Raw genomic sequence first — 22,376 nt, 5'->3', positions numbered from 1 at the left:
TGTGGCAGCCTTATCTATTAGCATTCCATAGGGGGGAAGAATATTGGATACAAAATATACTCTACAGATGAAAAACATTCATAAGGTATATTTTAATAATAAAGTTTTAAATGGTGTAAATATAAATGTTAAGCCAGGAGAAATACACGCTCTTCTTGGCGAGAATGGTGCAGGTAAATCAACATTAATGAACATATTATTTGGAATGCCTGTTATACATGCAACAGGAGGGTTTGAAGGTGATGTTTACATAAATGGACAGCTAGTAAACGTGAAATCGCCAAAGGAAGCAATGAAATTGGGCATCGGGATGGTTCATCAAGAGTTTATGTTGATTCCTGGATTTACAATTACTGAAAATATCAAGCTTAATAGAGAAACAACTAAGCATAACTTAATAAGTCGTCTTTTAGGAAGTAGCTTAAAAACCTTGGATAAAAGAAGTATGGAGAGTGATGCTAGAAGATCATTGGATACATTGGGATTAGAAATAAGTGAAAAGGCAAAGGTATCTGGTTTACCTGTAGGACATATGCAATTCATAGAAATAGCCAGGGAAATAGACAAGAGAAATATTAAGCTATTAGTATTTGATGAGCCTACTGCTGTACTTACCGAGAGTGAAGCGGACAATCTATTAAAATCTATGAAAAAATTAGCTAGTACTGGAATAGCAATACTTTTTATTACCCATAGATTAGATGAAGTTATGGATACAGCTGATAATATAACTATACTTAGAGATGGGGAAGTTGTAGCCACTAAGAAAAAAGAAGAGACAAATGTTTCAGAGTTAGCACTATTAATGGTTGGAAGAAAGATAGAAAGAAATGTTCCATCCGAGAATAGAAAGTCTAGTGAAGATTCAGAAGATATTATGACGCTAAAGAATCTTAGGGTGTCTATGCCTGGTGAGGAAGTTAAGGGTATAAATTTATCTATTAAAAAGGGCGAGATACTTGGAATAGGAGGACTTGCTGGTCAGGGTAAGATTGGAATAGCTAACGGTATCATGGGGTTATATCCAACTAGAGGAGAGGTTTATTTAAAGGGTAAGAAGTTAAAATTAAATGATCCTAAAACAATGATACAAAATGGAATAGGATTTGTGTCAGAAGACAGACGGGGCATAGGATTGTTGTTAGACTCTTCAATACAATTAAATATTGTTTTAACAGCAATGCAGATGCAAAATAAGTTCTTGCATAAGATTGGACCAATAACTCAGATTAATAATGGCAAAGTGAAAAGGCATGCTATAAAAATGATAAATAATCTAGATGTAAGGTGTCAAGGTCCACAACAGCTTACTAGAAGACTGAGTGGAGGGAATCAACAAAAAGTTTGTATTGCTAGGGCATTGACTTTAGAGCCAGATATATTATTTATTTCTGAACCTACGAGAGGAATTGATGTTGGGGCAAAAAAATTAATTCTCGATTTATTATATAAATTAAATAAAGAATTAGGAATGACTATAGTGATGACTTCAAGTGAATTGGGAGAATTGAGAAGTATATGTAATAGAATAGCTATAATCTCCGAAGGCAAGCTGGAGGGTATACTCTCACCATTTGATAGCGACGTAGACTTTGGTTTAATGATGGCAGGGGAATATCATAAATTTCATAAGGAGGAGGCTTAAAAATGGATAGGTCGATAAGAGAATTAATGAATCATTTAGGGCTTCCAAGGATAATTATAATTCTATTCTTTATTTCAATTTGTATTATGGCTGTATTTCTAGGTCTACCTACAGATATGCTTACAAATCAAGTATTGGTCAGAATTGGAATGAATGGTGTATTGGTTCTAGCAATGGTACCAGCTATTCTCTCAGGAACAGGACCCAACTTCGGACTCCCTTTAGGAGTGATTTGTGGGCTACTAGGAACTTTAATTAGTATAGAAATGAATCTAACTGGTTTTCCTGGTTTCTTTGCTGCAATAATAATTTCTATACCATTTGCTGTAATTGTTGGATGGGTATATGGATTGCTTCTAAATAAAGTAAAGGGATCAGAAATGATGATTGCTACATATACAGGGTTTTCAGTTGTTTTCCTTATGAGTATAGGTTGGATAATCATGCCATTTAAGAGTCCAGAAATGGTTTGGCCAATAGGAAAAGGGCTGAGGGTTACTATTTCCTTAGGGGAAAGGTTTGCAGAGGTATTAAATAAGTTATGGCATATAGATGCTATTATTCCTGGTTTTGGAGAACTTAAAATACCAACTGGATTACTGGTATTCTTTTTTATTCTTTGTACTATAGTTTGGTTATTCTTAAGGAGTAAATCAGGCTTAGCTTTGAAGACAGCAGGGGATAATCCAAAGTTTGCAATCGCATCAGGAATTAACGTTGATAATAATAGAATTATTGGTACTGTACTATCCACAGTACTTGGGGCTATAGGTATAATTGTATATACACAAAGTTATGGTTTTATTCAATTGTATCAAGCTCCTTTGATGGTTGCATTTCCAGCTGTAGCAGCTATATTAATCGGTGGTGCATCAGCACAGAAGGCACATGTATCCCATGTTATATTAGGCGTATTTCTATTTCAAGGGCTACTAACTATTGCATTGCCAGTTGCTAGCTCCATAATGAGTGAAGGTAATATTTCTGAAGCACTTCGTATGATAGTTCAAAATGGAATAATACTTTACGCTTTAACGAAAGTAATTGGGGGTGAGTGATTTGGCCAATGTAAACAAGTTGAAAAATAAAATAAACAATAATACTAATTTTGGTGAAAAGATTAAAGATGTTGTTATGAATAACATAGTTACAATTATATTTGTCGTTCTTTGTCTTATAGGAATAAAGCTATCTGGACTTCCGATTTTCTTTGTTGCAAACGAGCTTGTAACGAGAATTTCAAGAAATTCCTTTTTAGTTTTAGCGTTAATCATACCTGTATTGGCTGGAATGGGATTGAATTTTAGTATAGTTGTCGGAGCTATGGCAGGACAGATAGCTATTATTGCTGTAACCCATTGGGGAATAACTGGATTACCAGGCTTTTTACTTTGTGCAGTAATTGCTTTTCCCTTTGCTGTACTTTTCGGATATCTAACTGGCAAACTATTAAATAAGACTAAAGGCCAAGAAATGATAACAAGTATGATTGTCGGCTATTTTGCCAATGGAGTATATCAATTAGTTTTCTTATTTTTAGTTGGAACAATTATTCCTATGAAAAATAATGTATTGATGTTGAGCAGCGGTGTTGGAATAAGAAATACAATAGATTTATCAGGTGGTGTTAAAGAGACTGGTATAAAATATGCCTTAGATCAGATTTTGAAACTCCCTATATTCTATGTATTGATAGCCTTTTCCATTTTAGCTATTCTATACAATATATTTAAGCTTACGAATAGAAGAGGAATAGTTAATAGACGGGAAAAACAAAATAAATCTAAAGATAGTTTTAAATATATAGTTAATATGTCAATGTTTGCTATCCTTTTAATATTAAGCATTGTTATAGTAGCAGGAAATACACCTCTTAAAAATATTCAACTACCTGTAGTTACAGTGATTGTAATAGGTGTATTATGTTTGTTTAATATATTGATTGTAAAGACAAAGCTTGGGCAAGAATTTAGAACAGTAGGACAAGATAAACATATCGCTAAAGTAGCAGGCATCAATGTAGATAGGATTAGGGTTTTAGCTATAGTGATATCTACTGTTTTAGCAGCATGGGGTCAGCTTATATTTTTACAAAACATAGGTACTTTGAATACCTATGGTAGTCACGAGCAGATAGGAATGTTCTCAATTGCAGCCTTGTTAATAGGTGGAGCCTCTGTATCTAAAGCTACAGTAGGTCAGGCTATATTAGGAACAGCTTTGTTCCATACTTTATTTATAGTATCACCTTTAGCAGGCAAAAATTTATTTGGGGATGCTCAGATTGGAGAATTTTTCAGGGCTTTTGTGGTATATGGAGTAATAGGTGTTTCATTAGGCTTACATGCTTGGAAGAATAGAGCTGAGTTAAAAAGAAAGCTTAAAATAGAGTAAAGTGGGTGTTTTCACATCCACTTTTTTTTTAGTGATTTCTGTGTTAGAATATTATTGAATAAGTTAGTCTATCTTAATTTTCATTTTAAACTATATAAACTAATTATATCTTTTAATTTTTTTTTGCTAAAATAATTCTATGAAATTTGAAAAGGAGGAATTTAATATGGCTGGACATTCAAAGTGGGCTAATATTAAGCATAGAAAAGGCAAGCAAGATGCTAAAAAAGCTAAGGTTTTCACAAAACTTGCGAGGGCGATAACCGTTGCAGCAAGAGAAGGTGGGGGAGACCCTGAGTATAACACTGAGTTAAGTAATGCTATAGAAAAAGCTAAAGCTCAAAATATGCCTAATGATAATATTGATAGAGCTGTAAAAAAAGGTACAGGAGACCTTGAAGGAGTAAACTATGAACAAATAACTTATGAAGGATATGGACCTAATGGAGTTGCAGTTATGGTTCAATGTCTAACAGATAATAAGAATAGAACTGCAGCCGATGTGAGACATTACTTTACTAAATATGGTGGAAACTTAGGTGCAGATGGCTGTGTTTCATTTATGTTTGATAGAAAAGGTGTACTTATTATAGATAGAACTGATGAAATGGATGAAGAAGAGGTAATGATGGCTGCATTAGAAGCTGGTGCAGAGGATTTCCAAGCTGAAGAAGACTATTTTGAAATAATTACAGATCCTAGTGATTTTGCTAATACAAGAAATACACTTAAAGGAGATGGATATAAATTTTCAACAGCAGAGGTTTCATTTATACCTCAAACAGAAACTAAGCTGACTGAAGAAGATGATGTTAAGAAGATGTCTAAATTGATTGATGCAATCGAAGATTCTGATGATGTACAAGAAATATGGCATAACTGGGATATGCCAGAAGATTTAGAAATATAATAAAGAATAAACACCTTGATACTGTATATGTCAATCAGCATTTATAGTATATAAGGTGTTTTTTTGATGAATTTTTTTTCTATTTGAAGTCCCTATGTTTTGTTTTAGCAAAAGAAGTTCACTTAAAGATAACATCAATATTGAGTTCATCCATATATTTTATATAGTTAGTCTTACAATTACAATCTTCCTTATGTTCACAAAACTTACGTTCTAATGAAGAAATAATATCAATTCTTAGACTATTATATTCCTTATTTAGATTAGCTAGTGATTTCAGATAGAGTGAATGGAAAATAATAGAGATGACTAGTATTATTATAGTATATAACTGTAATGCACTTAAAGAAGAAAATAAAGATAATATTGCATTACTGTCTATAAAAGTTGAGTTATTTAAAGCAGATAAGGTTTTATTCCAAAGACTATTTAATTGAAAAATAAGTAAAATAACTGAAGAATAAATTAAGACTCTGCTGACAGTTAGCATAACTTCTTTATTTTTAATTTTTTTCTTAATTGATTCAATTCTATCTGTTTTTCTTTTCATAGCTAAGGTTAAATCATTATAAACCGAAGACATATAAATCCCCCCATTGTAGACTCATTTAATTATATGCTTGTACAATTTTTTTATTACAATTTTAATTAAATATGTTAACAATATAATAGAAATATGGTGAAGATTAAATTATTATACTTTGGTATTCCATAATTTTTATCTACAATTTCATATAGAATTAAAAAGGTTTATAATAGTATTTTTGCCAAAACTATAGAATCATTAGAATGCACTATAATTTTGGCAACTTTAAAACCGACTTCAATTAAAAATTTTCACTAGATTTAAAGTTAAGAACTATTTACTTATTTTTTTTATTATTTTTGTTCTTTCTATTATTATCATTATTGTTGAAATCAAACTCTTTAGCTACTTCTAAGTTGGCGTTCTTATTTTCATTATTTTTCTTATTCCTATCCTTATTTTTATTGTTTTTCATTACTATAACCTCCTTTCATACTCAGTTTTGAAACTTTTCTTGATTATTATGTCTAGGAATAAAAAATTGATACATAAAAAGCCACAAAAAAATTAATTTTCTGTGGCTTTAAAGCGTATCAACCAATTAAAAAACTTAAAATCATAGGTAAAACAATAATGATTGTTAAAATTAAAAAGAATAATAATATATTTCTAATAACTCCTAATTTTTTATTACTATTAGATATAAGATTTAAAGATTTCATTGCTATGATTTTTTTTAGTTCCTCATCACTTAAATTTAGTGGTGTTTTATAGTAAAACTTTTTGGTTGAATGGTCATACTCAACCTCATGGTCCTTAAGGAATTCCTCTTCTCTAATAGGTGGTACTTTATTAAACTCTTTTTTAAATTCTTCTTGTCTCTTTTCCGATACTTCTGTTAGCTCGATCAAGTCATTTTCTATAAGAAAGTTTTTCTGATATTTTTCTATAAATCTATTCAAAATATATCCCCCTCTAAATCCCATTTTATCATACAAGTCTTGAAAGAATTAATACAAATATTATGATAACCAATTATAATCTTACATAATTTAACATCAATTCATTGATAACTGTGATAATTAATAAAAAAGAATATAAATATGAACAATAGGAAATAATTTCATTACAAAAATGTAAAAAAATCATTCATAATGGAAGGAAAGTGTAAATATTTATAGAATAATAAAGATATGAGTACTTTTAAATATTTCAAATTTGCCATGGGGGTGATTGAACAAAGGCATTAGAAAATTAATATTAGGAGGGGAAAAATGAATAAGAAAAGACTTTTGGGAATCATTCTAGTAATTGCAATGATTTTCATAATGGCATTACCATCTTTGGCAGGGTCTAAAGGTGCAGAGGAGGAAGTGAATTTTGGTATATTATCACTATTACCTCCATTATTAGCAATTTTATTAGCTTTTTTAACTAAACAAGTATTATTATCACTATTCTTAGGTATATTTACTGGTGCTATGATGCTTAATGGATGGAATCCTTTTTATGGATTTTTAAGAACCTTGGATGAATTCATAGTAGGCTCATTAGCAGATGGATGGAATGCTGCAATTATAATCTTTACATTAAGTATTGGTGGTATGGTTGGAGTAATTAGTAAAATGGGAGGTACAAGAGCTATAGCTGAAGCATTGGCTAAGAGAGCTAAATCTCCTAGAAGTGCTCAAATAGTAACATGGTTTTTAGGAATTTTCGTTTTCTTTGATGACTATGCTAACACTTTAATAGTTGGACCAACTATGAGACCACTTACTGACAAATTAAATGTATCTAGAGAAAAACTTGCTTATATAGTTGACTCTACAGCTGCACCTGTGGTAGGTATGGCATTAGTTTCAACATGGATTGGGTATGAAATTGGCCTAATAAATGATGCATTTGCAAATTTGGGAATTGAAGCAAATGTATATGAAGTATTTGTAAAGACAATTCCATTTAGATTTTATAGTATTTTTGCTTTAGTACTAGTATTTGCTGTTGCATTTTTACAGAGAGAATATGGACCTATGTATAAAGCTGAAAAAAGAGCTAGATTGACAGGTCAAGTTATCGCTGATGGTGCAAAACCTATGGCTGGAAAAGAAATGACAGATACAGAAATTAAAGAGGGAACTAAACTTAGAGTTTCAAACGCATTAGTTCCAATATTAACTCTTGTAATCGTTGGATTTATAGGACTTTGGTATAATGGATATACCTATAGTGAGGGAATAAATCCGTTCACATGGGAAGGATTTAGAACTTCTTTTGGAAATGCAGACCCTAGTATCGCACTTATTTGGGCAGCAATATTGTCTAGTATTGTAGCTATTGTTATGGGATTAAGTCAAAAAATCTTTGACCTAGCTGAGGCTTTTGACTCATGGATAGATGGAGCAAAATCCCTTCTTATTACATGTGTAATTCTTGTTTTAGCTTGGTCATTGGGAAGTGTAACTGAACAGGTTGGAGCTGCTGATTATTTAGTTAGTAAAATATCAAACAACTTACCAGGTGGATTACTTCCAATCATAGTATTTGCTATTTCTTGTATAGTAGCTTTTGCAACGGGTACTTCATGGGGAACTATGGCAATAGTACTTCCTTTAGCAGTACCTCTAGCTGTTAGTTATATCAATGGTGATCCTGCTAGTGCAACATTGATGTTTGCAACAATTGGTTCAGTTTTAACAGGTTCTATTTTCGGGGATCATTGTTCGCCGATTTCTGATACAACCATAATGTCTTCTATGGCATCGGCCTCGGATCATATTGATCATGTTAAAACCCAGGCTCCTTATGCTATTACTGGAGCTATATTAGCTATAATTGCATATCTAATAGTTGGTGCATTAAGTGATGGAACTCCAGGACTTCCTTTAGTATTATCATTAATAATGGGCATAGTTGCTATATTCTTAATTGTTCGCTTTGTTGGGAAAAGTGTTGCTCGTGAGGATTTAATAGCTGAGCAGGGAGAAGAAATTAATAATTAAGAATTAGATTGTCAATTTATGATTGATAAATAATTGATTATATTCATTGGAGTAATTTTGAGGCATGATTTCTTTTTGAAATCATGCCTTATGTTTTTTGTTCAAGGAAAGAAATACAATTATAATATTTCAAAATATTTTAGATTTAATAATAATTTTGAGACTAGAAAAGAGAGGGAGTAATAATAGTAATCTATAAGAATAAAGAAGTGATGTCATATAAACTGATTTCTACCTATATATATTTATATATACTTGTTTTTGATTTTTAGACTTAACTATCTAAATGAGGAAATTGTATGTTTGAATTTTTAACAAGCTTATATGCAATTTGTAAATATATAATTTCCTTAAATATTAAATTTTGAAAATAAGAATGTATATAAATATAGAAGGGGGTAGACTATGAATGGTAGAGGTATTCAATTAGGTAGAAATGAACCTTGTCCTTGTGGAAGTGGAAAAAGGTATATGGATTGCTGTTTGAACACAAAGTATTTGGTTAACTATAATTATAAAAATAAAGCAGTCATGGTAGATAAAAATCAAAGTTTAAAGAGCTTTAAGGAAATTATGGACTTTAATAGAACTTTAACTAAACTTAGGATTTCCCAATATGACTTTTCTCTGGAAGAAGGGATGAAAAGCTTAGCTAAGACTTATTCAATGCTAGCAGAAGCCTTACAGGATGTTCTGAAGTTTACTTCATGTAAAAGAGGATGTTACTACTGTTGTAATTCTAATATAGGGATAACAAAAATTGAGGCCGAACATATTAAAAGATATATTAAGAATAATCTAAGTGAAGATTTTAGTTTAAAATTAAAGGAGAAAATAGCTGCAGGAGTTACTGAGAAATGTTTATTTTTATCAGAAGAAGGTGAATGTCAGATATATAAAGCTAGACCTGTTAAGTGTAGAACGCATTATGTTTTTTCTCATCCTGATGCCTGCAGTTTTGAAAATTCTAATGAACCCGTAAAATACACAGATGCAAACTTAAGCTTAATTGAGAATACAGTTGAGAAAATCTCAAGACTTTTAATTGAAGAAAAAAGTGAATTATTAATAAAACCAATTTCTCATTGGTTTATAGAAAGCTAAATAGTAAAAATATAATTAGATTTTTAATAAAATGTGTCTTTATGGACTCATTTTATTTTTTTAGTTAATGGCATTTGACAAAAACTATAAATAAATCTATAATATAAATAGCATATGCTAATAACTTTTGTTAATAATAATAGGTATAGGAGGTAATAATATGAAAATAGCGTTAGCTGTAGAAGATAATAAAGTATCGCAGCATTTTGGTCATTGTGAAGGATTTCATATGGTAGAAGTAAATAAAGGTAATGTGGAAAAAGAGAGATTTATAGAAAATCCAGGGCATAGACCTGGGTTCTTACCACGCTTCTTAAATGAGCAAGGAGTAAATGTTATAATTTCTGGAGGAATGGGTGAAATGGCACAAGAATTATTTACCCAAAATAATATAGAAGTTATAACTGGTGCTAAAGGTCCTATTGGGGATATCATAAAAATCTATTTAGATGGCGAACTTAACTCTTCTAATGAAGTATGTAAAGAGCATGACCACGAAGATAGTTGCGGTCATCATGATAAATAGATACTTTTAGTTCATATGTGAAAGGGATTCCAAGCTTACAAAAGGGCAGAAAATGCATTTTGTAAGCTTTTGTTTATTATATATTTTTTTAGGAGGGAAACAATGTTTTTTAAAGAATTAGATTATGTAGATAAGCTTTTATGGAATAAGGGACATAAATTAACTACTCAAAGAAAGTTAATAATTCTAGAATTTCTAAAAAATCCAGAAAAACATTTTAGCCCTATTGAGTTACATAATAATATTAGAAAGCTTAGTAATAGCCAAGTAACCCCGAGTATAGCCACTGTATATAGAAACTTAAAACTATTAACAGAATTTGATATAATAGAAGAGACGATAAATAAAGATAATAAACTATATGAATTAAAGTTATTTGGGAAAAAAGCAATTCATATTCATATAGTATGTATTGAGTGCAACAGAATCATTGATTATATTGATACTGATCTCTCAGTAAAAATTATTAAAGAAATCAATAAAATAGAAAAGAAAGAATCTTTTATAATCAAAAATACTGATATCAAATTAAAATCTATATGTAATCAGTGTTTAAGTTTAAGGAGGTGAGTAACATAGCTAGACCTAGAAAATGTAGGAGGGTAGCTTTTATACCTGAAAACAAGCATTTTATTCCCTTAGAGAATCAAGGAAATAAAGCAAATGAGGTGATTTTAAAGGTTGAGGAGGTAGAAGCTATAAGATTAAAAGACTTTCAAAATCTATCTCAAGAAGATTGTGCTAAAAAAATGGAGATATCCAGACAAACTTTTCAGAATATTATTGGTTCAGCCAGGAGAAAGATAGCTGAAGCATTAATTGAGGGAAAATCAATTAAGATTTATGGAGGAAATTATCATTTAAAACCTCATCAAAAAAGGTGTAGGAAATGCCAAAAAGAATTTGGTAATGACCAAGAAAGAGAAAAATTCTGTATACATAAATGTGATATTAAAGAAGCTAAGGGGGAAAATAAGGATGAATAAAATTATTGATGTAATTAATAAGCGTGTTTCTTTAAGAAAATATGCTGATAGAGAAATATCCAAGGAACATCTAGATACTATAATTAATAGTGCAATGAGGGCGCCAACAGCTGGAAATATGATGCTTTATACAATGTTAGTAATAAAAGATAAAGATAAAAAGAAAAAATTAAGTAAAACTTGTGATAATCAACCTTTTATAGCTAATGCTCCAGTAGTATTAGTATTTTTAGCAGATATGCAAAGATGGTTTGACTATTATGACCACTGTAATGTTAAAGGGTATTGTGAAAATCATGATTTAGGATATAATGGACCACAGGAGTCTGATTTATTATTAGCTGCTAGTGATGCAATAATAGCAGCTCAAAATGCAGTTATTGCTGCAGAATCTTTAGATATCGGTTCTTGTTATATAGGTGATATAATTGAGAATTATGAGATACATAAAGAAATGTTAAATTTACCAGATTGGGCATTTCCTGTTGCTATGCTTTGCCTAGGTTACTATCCAGAAGAAATCAGTAGAACTCCAAGATCTAGATTTGATAGAGAATATATAGTATTTGATGAAGAGTATAAAAGGTTAAGCAAAGAAGATTTTAACAATATGTATAAAAATACTGAGAAGAAAATTTCTAAAGATAATAAATTCCAAGCTGAAAATTTTGGACAAATGATGTATGCTAGGAAAACTGGATCTGATTTTTCGAAGGAAATGGCACGTTCTGTAAAGGTTGCCCTTAAAAATTGGGATGGAAGAAAGCTGTAAACATATCTACTGGAGGATTTTATATGCATAAAATTAGCAGAAGATTGCAAAGTGTTATTGAAGAGAGATTAAATAGTAAACTAACCTATAAGCCAATTGGTCATCATAATTTAGGAAGACACTTTGTATACTTACTAAGGGATGAAGAAGATAAAGAATATATACTTAAAGTTTATGGCAAAGAAGATAGATGGTGTAAAGAAGTGGTATCATTAAATTTAATAAATAAAAAAATACCATGCCCTAAGGTTATAGATAAAGGCAGATTAGATAATGGTACTGAATGGTTAGTTTTAAATAAATTACCTGGAGTTGTTTTAGAAAGTGTTTGGAAGGACATATCTCTTGAGAATAAAAAGAGTATACTTGAGGATCTAGGTGAGCTTTTAGCAACTATTCATGATAGCTATAGATATAGTTATTATGGTCCATGGAAAGATTGTGGTCCTGGAGTAGTTAATCATATTAACTTTTTAGAGCATAGAAAAAAGCATGATAAAAGAATAATCAAGGATATATTAAAACAAGATATACCAAATAAAGAATTTCTAGTTAAGGCATATTATGAGATGGTTAAATATTATGAAGTACTAAAAAGTAGGGATAAAACCTCAATGTGTCATCATGATTTTTCTGCTAGGAATACTCTAGTTGTAAAGAAAAAGGGGATATGGGAGATTTCAGGAATAATAGATTTTGAACACAGCTATCCTAATGACCCTGATATAGATTTTACTGATTTGTATCAAACTATTTTTATTGAAGAACCTAAATTTGAATTTTATTTCTTGCAAGGTTATACAAAAATTAGAAAACTTAGTGAAGATTTTCATCAAAAAATTAGGTATTATCTTTTTAATAAAGGACTATTAATCTGTAGTTGGGCCTATGAGAAAGCTCCTGACTATTTTAATGAAGGTATGTATCTTTTGAAATGGCTAATGGAGAATTAATAATGTAAATCATATATAGATAACAACTAAAAAAGTGGATACCCATTTCGGTTCCACTTTTTTAAATCAGGGAATTATCAAATTTGATATATAAGCTTACAGTTATATATGTTTTAAATTTTCATTATGTTAGTTTATTTATCAACACTATATCCAAATCCAAATCCACTGCCGCTAAATAAGAATATGATAACTATTATCACTAAAATCCAGATGAAGCCTCCACCGCCAAATAATCCACCTAATACATCCGTAGATTTTTCAACTTTTTTTTCTTCTTCATTAACAACAACTTCTTCTTCTTCCTCTAAATTAATTGGTCTACGCATATGTGCACCTCCTTTATTCTTACTATACATAATATGAAGGAGGTATAATTGTGTTACATCTTTAGAAAGCAAATTACCTCAACCAATTGATATTCTATATTCACTTAATTATTCATGATGATCCTCATTAACTAATATTTTCCACAAAATTTTATTATATTACTCCTTCAAAAAAATTATTATATGAATATTTCATGTAAAAAAGAAAAGAATAATATTAAAATTATGAGGGAGGAGTTCTATGGAAAATATAAATAAAAGTCCTCAAGAGTATTGCGATAATCATTTTTTAGACAAAATTGGGGAACATATGATAAATGATTATATCAATATGTTCCAAACGGAAGAAAATGACAATAGCAAAGATGAAAAGAAAGAAAATATAGACTATTATGAAGATCTTTCAAGGATTGAGGGTAATACATTTGGACATAATCTAATGGAATAGAATAATTTTTTTGTTCCATTAGCATAATAATAGTAAAGTTTTTAAATATAAATTTAGAATAAAGGGAGTGGAAGAATGACAGAGAATGTTAATTTCCAAGCAGTTAAAGAGAATTTCGAAAATGCTGATTTAGATGGGAAGATAAGAATCTACACTACTACTCAAGGATTAACTGTGGATCAGTTTAAAGAATTATTAAGAATGTTCCCAATCCAGCATTTAGATAAACTAGAAAGGGCTATGGCATAATATATTAAAAACCCGGGTTACCGGGTTTTTTTTGTTTTATACTTTTCAATATAAAGGGAAAAGGGTACAATAGATAATAAAGAATGTAAGTGTGAGGAGTAGATTTAATGGAAGAACTCATTATAAACTTTACTAAAAATATAGTTTCAGAAAATGTTTTCTTATCATATGTTTTTTTCTTTTTATCACAGACACTTCAAGTATTGTTTCCACCATATCCTGGCGATATGGTTCTCATAATAGAAGGTTATCTTACAGAACTTGCGAATTTAAATTTGATTTTAGTAATTGTAACTGCTGTGACTGCAACATCATTATCATCAATGCTTTTATATAATATTGGACGAAAAAAAGAAGAGAGAATTCTTCACTCAAAGGTTATAAAGATATTGTTTGATACAAATAAGGTTGAGAAGCTTAGAAATCTATTCCATAAGTTTGGACCAGCTGTTATAATTGGGAGCAAGTTTATACCAGGAATATATTCTATAACGGCTTTATCAGCAGGAATCTTTAAGGTTGATAAAAAGAAGGCTTACACTAGCATAGTAGCAATATCATCTTTTCACCATATTATTCTTATTGTATTAGGGAAAATATTACGGGAAAATTGGACTATTATATTTTATAAAATTGAAAAATATAATAGGTATTTGTTTGTTGTTTTAATAGGTGCTTTTGCAGTTTATGCTTTGATGCACATATTAAAGAGAAAACTACTTAGTTAATTGGGGGAATAAAATGAAGAAAAATAGCATTTACATATTTATGGTAGTATTAGCATTAGCTTTGCCGATATTCTTATTATTATCAAGCCTTGATATATCGGTATCAGATATGAGTTTTTTTGAAGACAAATATGAAGAATATAATATTGATAAAAGTACTGGAATCAGTCATGATGATTTAATGGTAGTAACCGAGAAGCTCATGGATTATTTAAAAGGAAATAGGGATGACATAGTAATATATACAGAGATAAATGGTGAAGAGCGACAAGTTTTTAGAGAAAGAGAGATTCTACATTTAGAGGATGTAAAAGTTCTTTTTACCAAAGGATATATGATTAGAAATGTATGCGGGGTTTTAGCACTTATATCCGCTATATTACTATTTAGATATGATAAGAATAAACTAGGGAAAGGATTAATAGCATCATCATTAATTCCTGTTGTAACTATGATTCTTTTAGCAATACCACTTATTACAAGCTTCTATGAATCTTTTACTATTTTTCATGAGATTTTGTTTACCAATGATTTATGGCTATTAGATCCTAAAACTGAGGTTCTTATACAAATGTATCCTCTTGACTTCTTTAAAAGCATGGCTTTTAAGATTATAAGATTATTTGGAATACAGTTAGTTGTAGTCTTTTTACTAGGGTTAATTACTAATAGAGTAACAAAAAATAAAGTTGGTAATAGTAATATGTAATATTAAAGATAATTTAAGCTATTATATAAAAGATAAGATGAAAGAAGTAGTTCTAAGGTCTGTGTATCAAGAGTATAAACGTCCCTTTAATGGATATAATCAGAATGAAAGGGATGATTGCATGGATATTGATAAAACAATTCTTTTTGATATACAAAAGGCATTAAAAGAAAAAAGTAATAAAAGAAAACTAAAGAAATATTATTTAGAGAAAATAGGGAAGGGGAAAACCTATACTGCCATATTGTTTGATGATATATTATTAAAGGCTTTATTTCTGATAATATGTACTGTTTTTTTCTATATAAAAACGTCAGACATTTGGTTTAGTGGAATTATTTCATTACAGTTTTTACTTTTATATATTATTATTTCTTATAAAATTAAGAAAGTTAAGTATAAAAAGGCTGTAGAAAAAATAAATAGTCAGGTAGCTAAAAAGAAAATTTATAAAGATTTAACAAATGAAACTCCCTATGACTTTATTGAGGAAATAAAAAGTAATTTAGAAAAATGTAATTTTCAAGATTTAAAGATTTCTTCAGAGAAGGATTTGGATTTAGTTGGTGATTTTAAGGAGAATAAGATTGGTATAAAATGCTTTCAATATACTAGTGACTATAAAGTAAATGCCAATGCAGTCAGAGAATTTTTTTTAGTATTGAGAAAGCATGAACTTAATGAGGGTATGATTATTACTACATCTTCATTTTTAGATGATACCAATGAGCTTTTGCCTAAGCTTGAAAATTACGTTAAAATACATCTATTGGATATGGATGATATATTAAATATAATGAAGAAGGCCGAGACCTATCCTTCTAATAGTGAAATAGAAAAAAATATATTGAACAAAGTGAATCATAAAAAAAGAAAATTGAAAGAGTACCGAGATACTGTTTTATCAAAAGGAAAATCCTCTAGATATATTATTATTGGATTTATAATATATTTCTTTGGAAGATTTACTCCTTATGATGGCTATTATACAGCTATATCAGTGCTTTTATTTATATTGGGAATTGTTTCAATAGCTAACTATCTTATTAAGCTCTTTTTTTCAGAAAATAGTGAAGATAATAAAGGTATTGTATAAATACTACATAAGAATTTTATTTACATATACGACAAAATATTATAAAATGTGAGTTGTAGATAGAAAAACTAATTTCAATGGCAGAGTAGGCAAAATGCGTCAAGTGTTAAGAGATGGGAAGTTGCTCTTAGACGAAAGGTTACATACCTGCGGTATTTTGTTGCGTCCGCTGTCACATTAGAGAGTATCCTTCTCTTTAGTGTGATAGATTACTGTCACCAATAATAAGAGGGGGTATATTTATGTCAAAAATCAATAAAAAAAGAAAGTTGTTGGATACAAGAACGTTGGTAGCATCATCCTTACTTACTGCAATAAGTATAATATTTACAAGAGTATTTGCAGTAATGGTTCCACTTGCAGGAGTACCTGCATTAAGACTTAGTTTTGGACAAATACCTATTGCAATTACAGGTATTTTATTTGGTCCATTTGCTGGTGGAATAGCAGGTGCAGTTGCAGATTTAGTTGGATTTATGCTTAATCCAGGGGGCGGGGTATTCTTTCCAGGGTTTACTTTAAGTTCTATGCTATGGGGAATTATACCAGGACTATTTTATAAGATTATGAATAATAGAAGAACTGGCATTAACTTTAATATAGTAAATACAATAGTAATAATACTTCTAACTGTTGGTCTAGTTAATCTAGTATTCTCAGGTGGGATAATTTCAATTGAGAATGGTAATATAACCTTAAGTGGTAGCACTTTAGAAATAGTTATTTCTATTATAGCTATAGTCGTAGCTATTGTATTTATAATAATTCCATTTGTTATTAGCAGAAGATATAAAGAGAAAGAGGATAGAGCGAGGAAAAGTATCTATTCAATAGATAAGATTGTGTTTATTATTACTATTTCTTATGTAATTATATCATTAGGATTAAATACTCTTTGGTTAACTATATTATATGATAGTGCATTTATGGCTTTCTTACCTGGAAGAATATTGGCTGGCGTTTTTATGATACCTATATTCTCCATGGCAATCTATGTTCTATCAAAGTTTTTTAAATATGTGAGAAATTAGCTGCTAGGTTTCCTAGTAGCTTTTTTTTAGGTATAATTGTATTAAAGAGTAAAAGCATAATAATACTACATACATATAGGAGGTATTTATGAAAAAAATCTTAGCCCTTATGGGAAGTCCAAGAAAGAACAAAAATACAGATAAGCTTCTAAATAAAGTATTGGAAGGAATAAAAGATTCAGGAGAAGATGTTGATATTAAAAAAGTATATTTAAAGGATAAAGATATAGCATCATGTATTGCATGTGATTCCTGTGGAAAAACGGGTAAATGTTTTAAGAATGATGACATGGATGATATATATAGTGATTTTGATGAAGGGGATGGAGTAATTATCGCTTCTCCACTATATTTTAATACAGTTAGTAGCTTAACTAAAATTATGATAGATAGATGTCAGGTGTATTGGTCAAGTAAATATGTTTTAAAGAATCCTTCCATAGATATAAATAAAAAAAGAGTGGGTATGTTTATTTGTGTGGGTGGAGCTCCATATAGAGAAAATCAATTTGATGGATGTACTCCAGTTATGGATTTATTCTTTAAAGCTATAAATACAAGCTATAAACACAATATATTCGCATCTCACACTGATAAAACACCAGTATGGGAAAGGGAAGATTTAATGAGTAAAGCCTATGAAATGGGCAAAAATTATTTTAAATAGGAGGTGTAATAATGGCTATTGTTGAAGTTACAATTGTTCCATTGGGAACAGGTGATACAAGCGTAAGTAAGTATGTTGCAAAATGCCATGAAGTTCTAAAAAAGGAGACAGAGGTTAAACATATGCTTACACCAATGGGGACAGTTCTTGAAGGTGATTTAGACAAAATTCTTGCAGCTATAAGGAAGATGCATGAAGTACCTTTTGGAGAAGGAGCCAAAAGAGTCTCTACACAAATAAAGATAGACGATAGAAGAGATAAGCAATCTAGTATGACAGGGAAAATGGAGTCAGTAGAAAGTAAATTATAGTATTAAATCATTAATTATTGCTAAAAAAGACTAGTTATAAAAATACAAGAGAATATATAAACGCTAAAATTACATATTCAAATCTGCTGAAAAAGATATTTTGCTTGTAAATAATCAATTTTATTAAAAGAGACCCATATGTATATAGATAAGCAACTCTTGAAAACCTATACATATGGGTCAAATTATGTTTTAGCAGTATTCACCTTTTTGAACGTCGCTAATTATTTCAATAATTCTTTTTGATACAGATTTATAAATCTCTTCTCCTTTTTCTTTACTAGCTTTTGTAGCATCTCCAGATAATGCATCTTTATAAATTATCTTACCGAAGTCTTTAAAATATATGCTACCCTTGATTTTTATTTCATTTGAAGTTGCTTTAGACATATCAACTATGGATTCATCAATTGCTAAAACAGCTGAAGTTTCATCTTCACCAGCGTGGCCTTGACCTTCAGTTATCTTTAAAATTTCATCCCTGAAATCAACCCACCAATTAAATACTACTGCAACAGAATTATTATCTGCGATGGCTTCACTAATAGGTCTTAAAGCGCTAATATTTCCTCCATGACCATTTAGAAGTATGATGTTTTTAAAACCATTGGCAACAAAACCTAAAGCTACTTCTTTAACATAATTAGTAAAAGCTTCAGTAGATACATTTATTGTGCCTGGATAAACAGAAAGGGCCCAAGAGTGTCCATAGTTTATTTCAGGAGCAATAATAACTTTATCACCTATTTTGTCTTCAATAATTTCACAGAACTTATTTGGAATTAAAATATCTGTTCCCAAAGGACAGTGATGTCCGTGGGCTTCAATCATACCAATTGGAATAATAACTGTATCGACTGTACTAGTCTTTTCCTTAAATGTGTCCATGTTCATGTACTTCATATACATACAAATACCTCCTTAGAAAGATTATACCTCTTAAGAATTCTTCAAATAATAATTATATCCTTTATTTGATTTTTAAAAATAAAAGGATTATAATTTTAAAAGAGATGAAATTCCTGATTTGTAAGTGTAAAATAAATAATTATATTACATAATACTGGGAATAAATATATATAAGGAGGAAGTATAATGAAAACTAAATTACCAATAGCACTATCAAATAGGCATGTACATTTAAGCCAAGAAGATATTGAAACATTGTTTGGGGCAGGTTATGAATTAACTAAATTAAAGGACTTATCTCAACCTGGACAATTTGCATGTGAAGAGAAAGTAGATTTAGTTGGACCAAAGAGAACAATAAAAGGAGTAAGAGTTTTAGGACCAGCTAGAGGAAACACTCAAGTAGAGGTTTCTTTAGCAGATGGATTTATATTAGGACTTAAGCCACCAGTTAGGGACTCTGGAGATTTAGAAGGTAGTCCAGGGTCTAAACTTGTAGGACCAAAGGGAGAAGTTGAATTAAGTAATGGAGTAATCGCTGCAGCAAGACATATACATATGCATACAGATGATGCTGAAGAATTTGGTGTAAAAGATAAAGATAGAGTTAAAATAGTAATATCTGGAGAAAGAGGATTAGTATTTGAAAATGTACTAGTTAGAGTAAGTCCAAAATATGCTTTGGAAATGCATGTTGATGTTGATGAAGGTAATGCAGCAGGCATAAGAAATGGTGATATGGTTGAATTAATTAAATAATATCTGGAGGTAATAGAATGAATAATGTTGGGTCAATGATAGACCATACAATTTTAAAGCCTAACACTAGTAAAGAGCAAGTTGTAAAGGTTTGTGAAGAAGCAAAGAAATATAATTTTGCATCGGTTTGTGTTAATCCTTTTTATGTAAAGCTTGTAAGTGAAGAGCTTAAGGGAACAGACGTAAAAGTTACTTCTGTAATAGGCTTTCCATTAGGAAGTACTACAAAAGAAGTAAAGGCTTTTGAGGCCAAAGAAGCCATAAAAAATGGAGCTAATGAGCTTGATATGGTTATCAATGTCGGTGCTTTAAAAGATAAAAGAGATGAAGAAGTAAAAGAAGATATAAAAGCTGTTGTAGATGTAGCTGCTGACCATGCAATAGTTAAAGTGATTATTGAAGCATGCCTATTAACTGAAGAAGAAAAAGTAAGGGCTTGTAAGCTATCTAAAGAGGCTGGAGCTGATTTTGTTAAGACGTCAACTGGTTTTAGTACGGGTGGAGCTACTGTTGAGGATATCAAGTTAATGAGAGAAACTGTTGGTCCTGACATGGGAGTAAAGGCTTCAGGAGGAGTAAGAGACATAGAGACTGCTAATGCAATGATAGAAGCAGGGGCTACAAGAATAGGAGCGAGTTCATCAGTAGCAATTGTAGAAGGTAGTAAATCTGATGGTGAAGGATATTAGTTTTAGAATTTAGTACTAATAATCTTTACTTAGAGTTAAAAGGGCAGGATATAAAATCTTGCTCTTTTTTATTCCCTTAAAATGAAGGAATCTAAGTCAATAAATAGAAATATATCTATTAGGGAAAATAGTAATATTGTGGGGGGAAACTAGATGAAAAGTTTTGATTTATTACTAGATAACAAATTAAGAGAAGTCGTTATAGAATTTTTAGACAAACTTGATAAAAAGTTATTCGAATTTGAAAACTCTGTCGTAGAATTTATTTTATTAGATAAGAATTTTCTTGAAGAAGAATCTCCCAATGAATATCCTCAATATATGATAATAGTAGAGGAAGAATTTGATAGAATTATAGTTGACGATATTTTTTTTGAAATCCAAGATAAATATGGATGGCCTTATGGACATTATTTTACTAATAGTTATTCTAGAAAAAACATATTTTCAATAGGACAGATGATAAAAGGAGTTAAGGTAGAAGAATGTTATCTTGATACATTAGATATTGAGAAAATAATAGCAAAAGATTATATTGTTCTTTATAGTGACTTCAAAGGAGATTTGAATAAAGTAATTGATGATTGTTTTCTAAAGCTAAAGAATGATTTGCTATTGACTTTAGAAAGATTAGAGATTGATAAAATTAATAGTACTATAGAGGGATTTTCTAAAGTAGCCAATGATGAAATATTAAAAGGGATAAAGAGAATAATTCAGAGTGAGTTCTGTCGACTAAGAGGGGAAAGTAAAACCTATAGTACATTATCAATTGAAAGAATAAAGTCTAGTATTGATGATTACATAAACAATGGAAAAATTACTAATCATTTGATTTATGGCAGACTAAACGGTAGTGGGAAGAGTCAATATATGTATAAATTGATGGGATATTTATATAGCAAAAACTATCCATTTATATTTAAAGAAGTGTTTTACTTTCACTATAATAAATTTTTAGAAGAGAAAGATAAGAGTATAAATACAAATGAGTATAACTATTATAGACTTATGGAAAAAGAAAAAAATAGTAAGAACATTGATGATTCAACATGGTGGATAAAAAAAGCCGCCGAGGATATTGAAGAAAAAACTAACTTGAAACCAGTCATATTTATAGATGAAGATGATGTTGATTTTGAACTATTAAAAGATTACTTTATTATTTCTGGTGATAAGAGTAAAATAGATTATTTAGAAGATAATTGGATTGTACATGATATTATACAGGAAGATAAGATAGATATTACTTATATTAAACAGGTTTTAACAGAAGAAATTGAGAAGTTTAATATAATTGAAATTATAGAAAATATCAATGATGTAATAGAATGGGTATCTAGATATTCTAAGTTGCCACTATACGCTTATGATATATTTTCTGTATACCATAGCAAGAGACTTTTGTCTTTAGTATTATTGGAAGGTGCTAAGAGGTATGTTTCTAGTGGAAGTTTTTATATAAATAGATTCGATGTAGAAAAGTGGAAGAATTTTTATTGGTCTAAGTTTTTACCCAATATATCTGTTGTAGAAGAATTTCATTGTGAGTACATAATATATGATGAGGACCAATTAAAATGGGACCCTTATGTTGAGTTTGACCCACAGAAGCTAATAATGAAAAATGCATAGG

General features: G+C 30.0%; 27 protein-coding genes and 1 riboswitch. Of the genes, 22 read left to right on the top strand and 5 right to left on the bottom strand.

Going from position 1 to position 22,376, the window contains the following annotated elements:
* The first annotated feature begins 43 nt into the window (after positions 1 to 43).
* The 4 genes from JMO20_RS08645 (at position 44) to JMO20_RS08630 (ending at position 4,949) form a co-directional block, all read left to right on the top strand.
* Positions 44 to 1,645, top strand: a complete 1,602-nt coding sequence (locus JMO20_RS08645) for a sugar ABC transporter ATP-binding protein (RefSeq protein WP_202709169.1) — start codon at positions 44 to 46, stop codon at positions 1,643 to 1,645.
* Between the two features lie 2 nt (positions 1,646 to 1,647).
* Positions 1,648 to 2,703, top strand: coding sequence for an ABC transporter permease subunit (locus JMO20_RS08640; protein WP_202709168.1), 1,056 nt, complete (start codon positions 1,648 to 1,650; stop codon positions 2,701 to 2,703).
* Between the two features lies 1 nt (position 2,704).
* Positions 2,705 to 4,039 (top strand): ABC transporter permease subunit, encoded by a 1,335-nt coding sequence (locus tag JMO20_RS08635; RefSeq protein WP_243414687.1) that lies wholly within the window; start codon positions 2,705 to 2,707, stop codon positions 4,037 to 4,039.
* Positions 4,040 to 4,205: 166 nt separating this feature from the next.
* Positions 4,206 to 4,949: a YebC/PmpR family DNA-binding transcriptional regulator gene (locus JMO20_RS08630; RefSeq protein WP_202709167.1), complete on the top strand. Its 744-nt coding sequence runs from the start codon at positions 4,206 to 4,208 to the stop codon at positions 4,947 to 4,949.
* A gap of 118 nt (positions 4,950 to 5,067) precedes the next feature.
* Here the strand turns inward: JMO20_RS08630 and JMO20_RS08625 are convergent, their stop codons facing one another.
* The 3 genes from JMO20_RS08625 to JMO20_RS08615 form a co-directional block, all read right to left on the bottom strand.
* The gene (locus JMO20_RS08625; RefSeq protein ID WP_202709166.1) at positions 5,068 to 5,532 is read right to left on the bottom strand and encodes a hypothetical protein; all 465 of its coding nucleotides are present in this window, start codon (positions 5,530 to 5,532) and stop codon (positions 5,068 to 5,070) included.
* Between the two features lie 280 nt (positions 5,533 to 5,812).
* Positions 5,813 to 5,950: a hypothetical protein gene (locus JMO20_RS08620; RefSeq protein ID WP_202709165.1), complete on the bottom strand. Its 138-nt coding sequence runs from the start codon at positions 5,948 to 5,950 to the stop codon at positions 5,813 to 5,815.
* Between the two features lie 118 nt (positions 5,951 to 6,068).
* A complete protein-coding gene (locus JMO20_RS08615) occupies positions 6,069 to 6,437 on the bottom strand; it encodes a hypothetical protein (RefSeq protein WP_202709164.1) in 369 nt (122 codons plus the stop codon).
* Between the two features lie 312 nt (positions 6,438 to 6,749).
* Between JMO20_RS08615 and JMO20_RS08610 the strand changes: the two genes are divergently transcribed.
* From JMO20_RS08610 to JMO20_RS08580, 7 genes are all read left to right on the top strand, one after another.
* Positions 6,750 to 8,474: a Na+/H+ antiporter NhaC family protein gene (locus JMO20_RS08610; protein WP_202709163.1), complete on the top strand. Its 1,725-nt coding sequence runs from the start codon at positions 6,750 to 6,752 to the stop codon at positions 8,472 to 8,474.
* Between the two features lie 405 nt (positions 8,475 to 8,879).
* Entirely contained in the window at positions 8,880 to 9,578 is a 699-nt protein-coding gene (locus JMO20_RS08605) for a YkgJ family cysteine cluster protein (protein WP_202709194.1), read from the top strand.
* A 160-nt stretch (positions 9,579 to 9,738) separates the two neighbouring features.
* The gene (locus JMO20_RS08600) at positions 9,739 to 10,104 is read left to right on the top strand and encodes a NifB/NifX family molybdenum-iron cluster-binding protein (RefSeq protein ID WP_202709162.1); all 366 of its coding nucleotides are present in this window, start codon (positions 9,739 to 9,741) and stop codon (positions 10,102 to 10,104) included.
* Positions 10,105 to 10,206: 102 nt separating this feature from the next.
* Positions 10,207 to 10,674, top strand: coding sequence for a Fur family transcriptional regulator (locus JMO20_RS08595; protein WP_202709161.1), 468 nt, complete (start codon positions 10,207 to 10,209; stop codon positions 10,672 to 10,674).
* A complete protein-coding gene (locus JMO20_RS08590) occupies positions 10,671 to 11,090 on the top strand; it encodes a DUF134 domain-containing protein (protein WP_341534012.1) in 420 nt (139 codons plus the stop codon). Before JMO20_RS08595 ends, JMO20_RS08590 begins: the two co-directional genes overlap by 4 nt.
* Positions 11,083 to 11,862: a nitroreductase family protein gene (locus JMO20_RS08585; protein ID WP_202709160.1), complete on the top strand. Its 780-nt coding sequence runs from the start codon at positions 11,083 to 11,085 to the stop codon at positions 11,860 to 11,862. The genes JMO20_RS08590 and JMO20_RS08585 overlap by 8 nt, the downstream gene beginning before the upstream one ends.
* Before the next feature lie 23 nt (positions 11,863 to 11,885).
* Positions 11,886 to 12,815 (top strand): aminoglycoside phosphotransferase family protein, encoded by a 930-nt coding sequence (locus JMO20_RS08580; protein ID WP_202709159.1) that lies wholly within the window; start codon positions 11,886 to 11,888, stop codon positions 12,813 to 12,815.
* A 134-nt stretch (positions 12,816 to 12,949) separates the two neighbouring features.
* Here JMO20_RS08580 and JMO20_RS08575 read toward each other — a convergent pair whose 3' ends face one another.
* Entirely contained in the window at positions 12,950 to 13,144 is a 195-nt protein-coding gene (locus JMO20_RS08575; protein ID WP_202709158.1) for a hypothetical protein, read from the bottom strand.
* 241 nt (positions 13,145 to 13,385) lie between these two features.
* Between JMO20_RS08575 and JMO20_RS08570 the strand changes: the two genes are divergently transcribed.
* From JMO20_RS08570 to JMO20_RS08535, 8 genes are all read left to right on the top strand, one after another.
* Entirely contained in the window at positions 13,386 to 13,592 is a 207-nt protein-coding gene (locus JMO20_RS08570; protein WP_202709157.1) for a hypothetical protein, read from the top strand.
* Between the two features lie 75 nt (positions 13,593 to 13,667).
* Positions 13,668 to 13,841 (top strand): hypothetical protein, encoded by a 174-nt coding sequence (locus JMO20_RS08565; protein WP_202709156.1) that lies wholly within the window; start codon positions 13,668 to 13,670, stop codon positions 13,839 to 13,841.
* Positions 13,842 to 13,948: 107 nt separating this feature from the next.
* Positions 13,949 to 14,569: a DedA family protein gene (locus tag JMO20_RS08560; RefSeq protein ID WP_202709155.1), complete on the top strand. Its 621-nt coding sequence runs from the start codon at positions 13,949 to 13,951 to the stop codon at positions 14,567 to 14,569.
* Between the two features lie 13 nt (positions 14,570 to 14,582).
* Positions 14,583 to 15,278 (top strand): TIGR01906 family membrane protein, encoded by a 696-nt coding sequence (locus JMO20_RS08555; protein WP_202709154.1) that lies wholly within the window; start codon positions 14,583 to 14,585, stop codon positions 15,276 to 15,278.
* Positions 15,259 to 16,374, top strand: a complete 1,116-nt coding sequence (locus JMO20_RS08550; RefSeq protein ID WP_207753465.1) for a restriction endonuclease — start codon at positions 15,259 to 15,261, stop codon at positions 16,372 to 16,374. The genes JMO20_RS08555 and JMO20_RS08550 overlap by 20 nt, the downstream gene beginning before the upstream one ends.
* A gap of 79 nt (positions 16,375 to 16,453) precedes the next feature.
* Positions 16,454 to 16,548, top strand: a riboswitch (THF riboswitch).
* 68 nt (positions 16,549 to 16,616) lie between these two features.
* A complete protein-coding gene (locus JMO20_RS08545) occupies positions 16,617 to 17,405 on the top strand; it encodes a folate family ECF transporter S component (RefSeq protein ID WP_202709152.1) in 789 nt (262 codons plus the stop codon).
* A gap of 88 nt (positions 17,406 to 17,493) precedes the next feature.
* Positions 17,494 to 18,072: a flavodoxin family protein gene (locus JMO20_RS08540; protein ID WP_202709151.1), complete on the top strand. Its 579-nt coding sequence runs from the start codon at positions 17,494 to 17,496 to the stop codon at positions 18,070 to 18,072.
* Between the two features lie 11 nt (positions 18,073 to 18,083).
* Complete coding sequence (locus JMO20_RS08535) at positions 18,084 to 18,383, top strand: MTH1187 family thiamine-binding protein (RefSeq protein WP_202709150.1); 300 nt, start codon at positions 18,084 to 18,086, stop codon at positions 18,381 to 18,383.
* A gap of 192 nt (positions 18,384 to 18,575) precedes the next feature.
* Here JMO20_RS08535 and JMO20_RS08530 read toward each other — a convergent pair whose 3' ends face one another.
* On the bottom strand, positions 18,576 to 19,292 hold the full coding sequence (locus tag JMO20_RS08530; protein ID WP_202709149.1) for a creatininase family protein: 717 nt from the start codon (positions 19,290 to 19,292) through the stop codon (positions 18,576 to 18,578).
* A gap of 186 nt (positions 19,293 to 19,478) precedes the next feature.
* Between JMO20_RS08530 and pduL the strand changes: the two genes are divergently transcribed.
* The 3 genes from pduL (at position 19,479) to JMO20_RS08515 (ending at position 22,375) form a co-directional block, all read left to right on the top strand.
* A complete protein-coding gene (pduL, locus tag JMO20_RS08525; protein WP_202709148.1) occupies positions 19,479 to 20,051 on the top strand; it encodes a phosphate propanoyltransferase in 573 nt (190 codons plus the stop codon).
* 17 nt (positions 20,052 to 20,068) lie between these two features.
* Entirely contained in the window at positions 20,069 to 20,740 is a 672-nt protein-coding gene (gene deoC / locus JMO20_RS08520) for a deoxyribose-phosphate aldolase (protein ID WP_202709147.1), read from the top strand.
* Between the two features lie 153 nt (positions 20,741 to 20,893).
* Positions 20,894 to 22,375 carry a hypothetical protein gene (locus JMO20_RS08515; protein WP_202709146.1) on the top strand — a complete coding sequence of 494 codons (1,482 nt, stop codon included), beginning with the start codon at positions 20,894 to 20,896 and terminating at the stop codon, positions 22,373 to 22,375.
* The last annotated feature ends 1 nt before the right edge of the window (position 22,376 follow it).

Origin of the sequence: Sporosalibacterium faouarense, assembly GCF_016765695.1 — a bacterium.
GTDB lineage: Bacteria > Bacillota > Clostridia > Tissierellales > VENL01 > Sporosalibacterium > Sporosalibacterium faouarense.
This window is presented reverse-complemented; position numbering and strand designations above follow the sequence as displayed.

Excerpts from the sequence above, each read along its gene's own strand:
- JMO20_RS08555 (WP_202709154.1), top strand. The coding sequence starts at position 14,583 with ATGAAGAAAAATAGCATTTACATATTTATGGTAGTATTAGCATTAGCT.
- JMO20_RS08575 (WP_202709158.1), bottom strand. The coding sequence starts at position 13,144 with ATGCGTAGACCAATTAATTTAGAGGAAGAAGAAGAAGTTGTTGTTAAT.
- JMO20_RS08630 (WP_202709167.1), top strand. The coding sequence starts at position 4,206 with ATGGCTGGACATTCAAAGTGGGCTAATATTAAGCATAGAAAAGGCAAG.
- JMO20_RS08545 (WP_202709152.1), top strand. The coding sequence starts at position 16,617 with ATGTCAAAAATCAATAAAAAAAGAAAGTTGTTGGATACAAGAACGTTG.
- pduL (WP_202709148.1), top strand. The coding sequence starts at position 19,479 with ATGAAAACTAAATTACCAATAGCACTATCAAATAGGCATGTACATTTA.
- JMO20_RS08625 (WP_202709166.1), bottom strand. The coding sequence starts at position 5,532 with ATGTCTTCGGTTTATAATGATTTAACCTTAGCTATGAAAAGAAAAACA.
- JMO20_RS08595 (WP_202709161.1), top strand. The coding sequence starts at position 10,207 with ATGTTTTTTAAAGAATTAGATTATGTAGATAAGCTTTTATGGAATAAG.
- JMO20_RS08580 (WP_202709159.1), top strand. The coding sequence starts at position 11,886 with ATGCATAAAATTAGCAGAAGATTGCAAAGTGTTATTGAAGAGAGATTA.
- JMO20_RS08585 (WP_202709160.1), top strand. The coding sequence starts at position 11,083 with ATGAATAAAATTATTGATGTAATTAATAAGCGTGTTTCTTTAAGAAAA.
- JMO20_RS08540 (WP_202709151.1), top strand. The coding sequence starts at position 17,494 with ATGAAAAAAATCTTAGCCCTTATGGGAAGTCCAAGAAAGAACAAAAAT.
- JMO20_RS08535 (WP_202709150.1), top strand. The coding sequence starts at position 18,084 with ATGGCTATTGTTGAAGTTACAATTGTTCCATTGGGAACAGGTGATACA.
- JMO20_RS08565 (WP_202709156.1), top strand. The coding sequence starts at position 13,668 with ATGACAGAGAATGTTAATTTCCAAGCAGTTAAAGAGAATTTCGAAAAT.
- JMO20_RS08600 (WP_202709162.1), top strand. The coding sequence starts at position 9,739 with ATGAAAATAGCGTTAGCTGTAGAAGATAATAAAGTATCGCAGCATTTT.
- JMO20_RS08605 (WP_202709194.1), top strand. The coding sequence starts at position 8,880 with ATGAATGGTAGAGGTATTCAATTAGGTAGAAATGAACCTTGTCCTTGT.
- JMO20_RS08610 (WP_202709163.1), top strand. The coding sequence starts at position 6,750 with ATGAATAAGAAAAGACTTTTGGGAATCATTCTAGTAATTGCAATGATT.
- JMO20_RS08620 (WP_202709165.1), bottom strand. The coding sequence starts at position 5,950 with ATGAAAAACAATAAAAATAAGGATAGGAATAAGAAAAATAATGAAAAT.
- deoC (WP_202709147.1), top strand. The coding sequence starts at position 20,069 with ATGAATAATGTTGGGTCAATGATAGACCATACAATTTTAAAGCCTAAC.
- JMO20_RS08640 (WP_202709168.1), top strand. The coding sequence starts at position 1,648 with ATGGATAGGTCGATAAGAGAATTAATGAATCATTTAGGGCTTCCAAGG.
- JMO20_RS08515 (WP_202709146.1), top strand. The coding sequence starts at position 20,894 with ATGAAAAGTTTTGATTTATTACTAGATAACAAATTAAGAGAAGTCGTT.
- JMO20_RS08530 (WP_202709149.1), bottom strand. The coding sequence starts at position 19,292 with ATGTATATGAAGTACATGAACATGGACACATTTAAGGAAAAGACTAGT.
- JMO20_RS08560 (WP_202709155.1), top strand. The coding sequence starts at position 13,949 with ATGGAAGAACTCATTATAAACTTTACTAAAAATATAGTTTCAGAAAAT.
- JMO20_RS08570 (WP_202709157.1), top strand. The coding sequence starts at position 13,386 with ATGGAAAATATAAATAAAAGTCCTCAAGAGTATTGCGATAATCATTTT.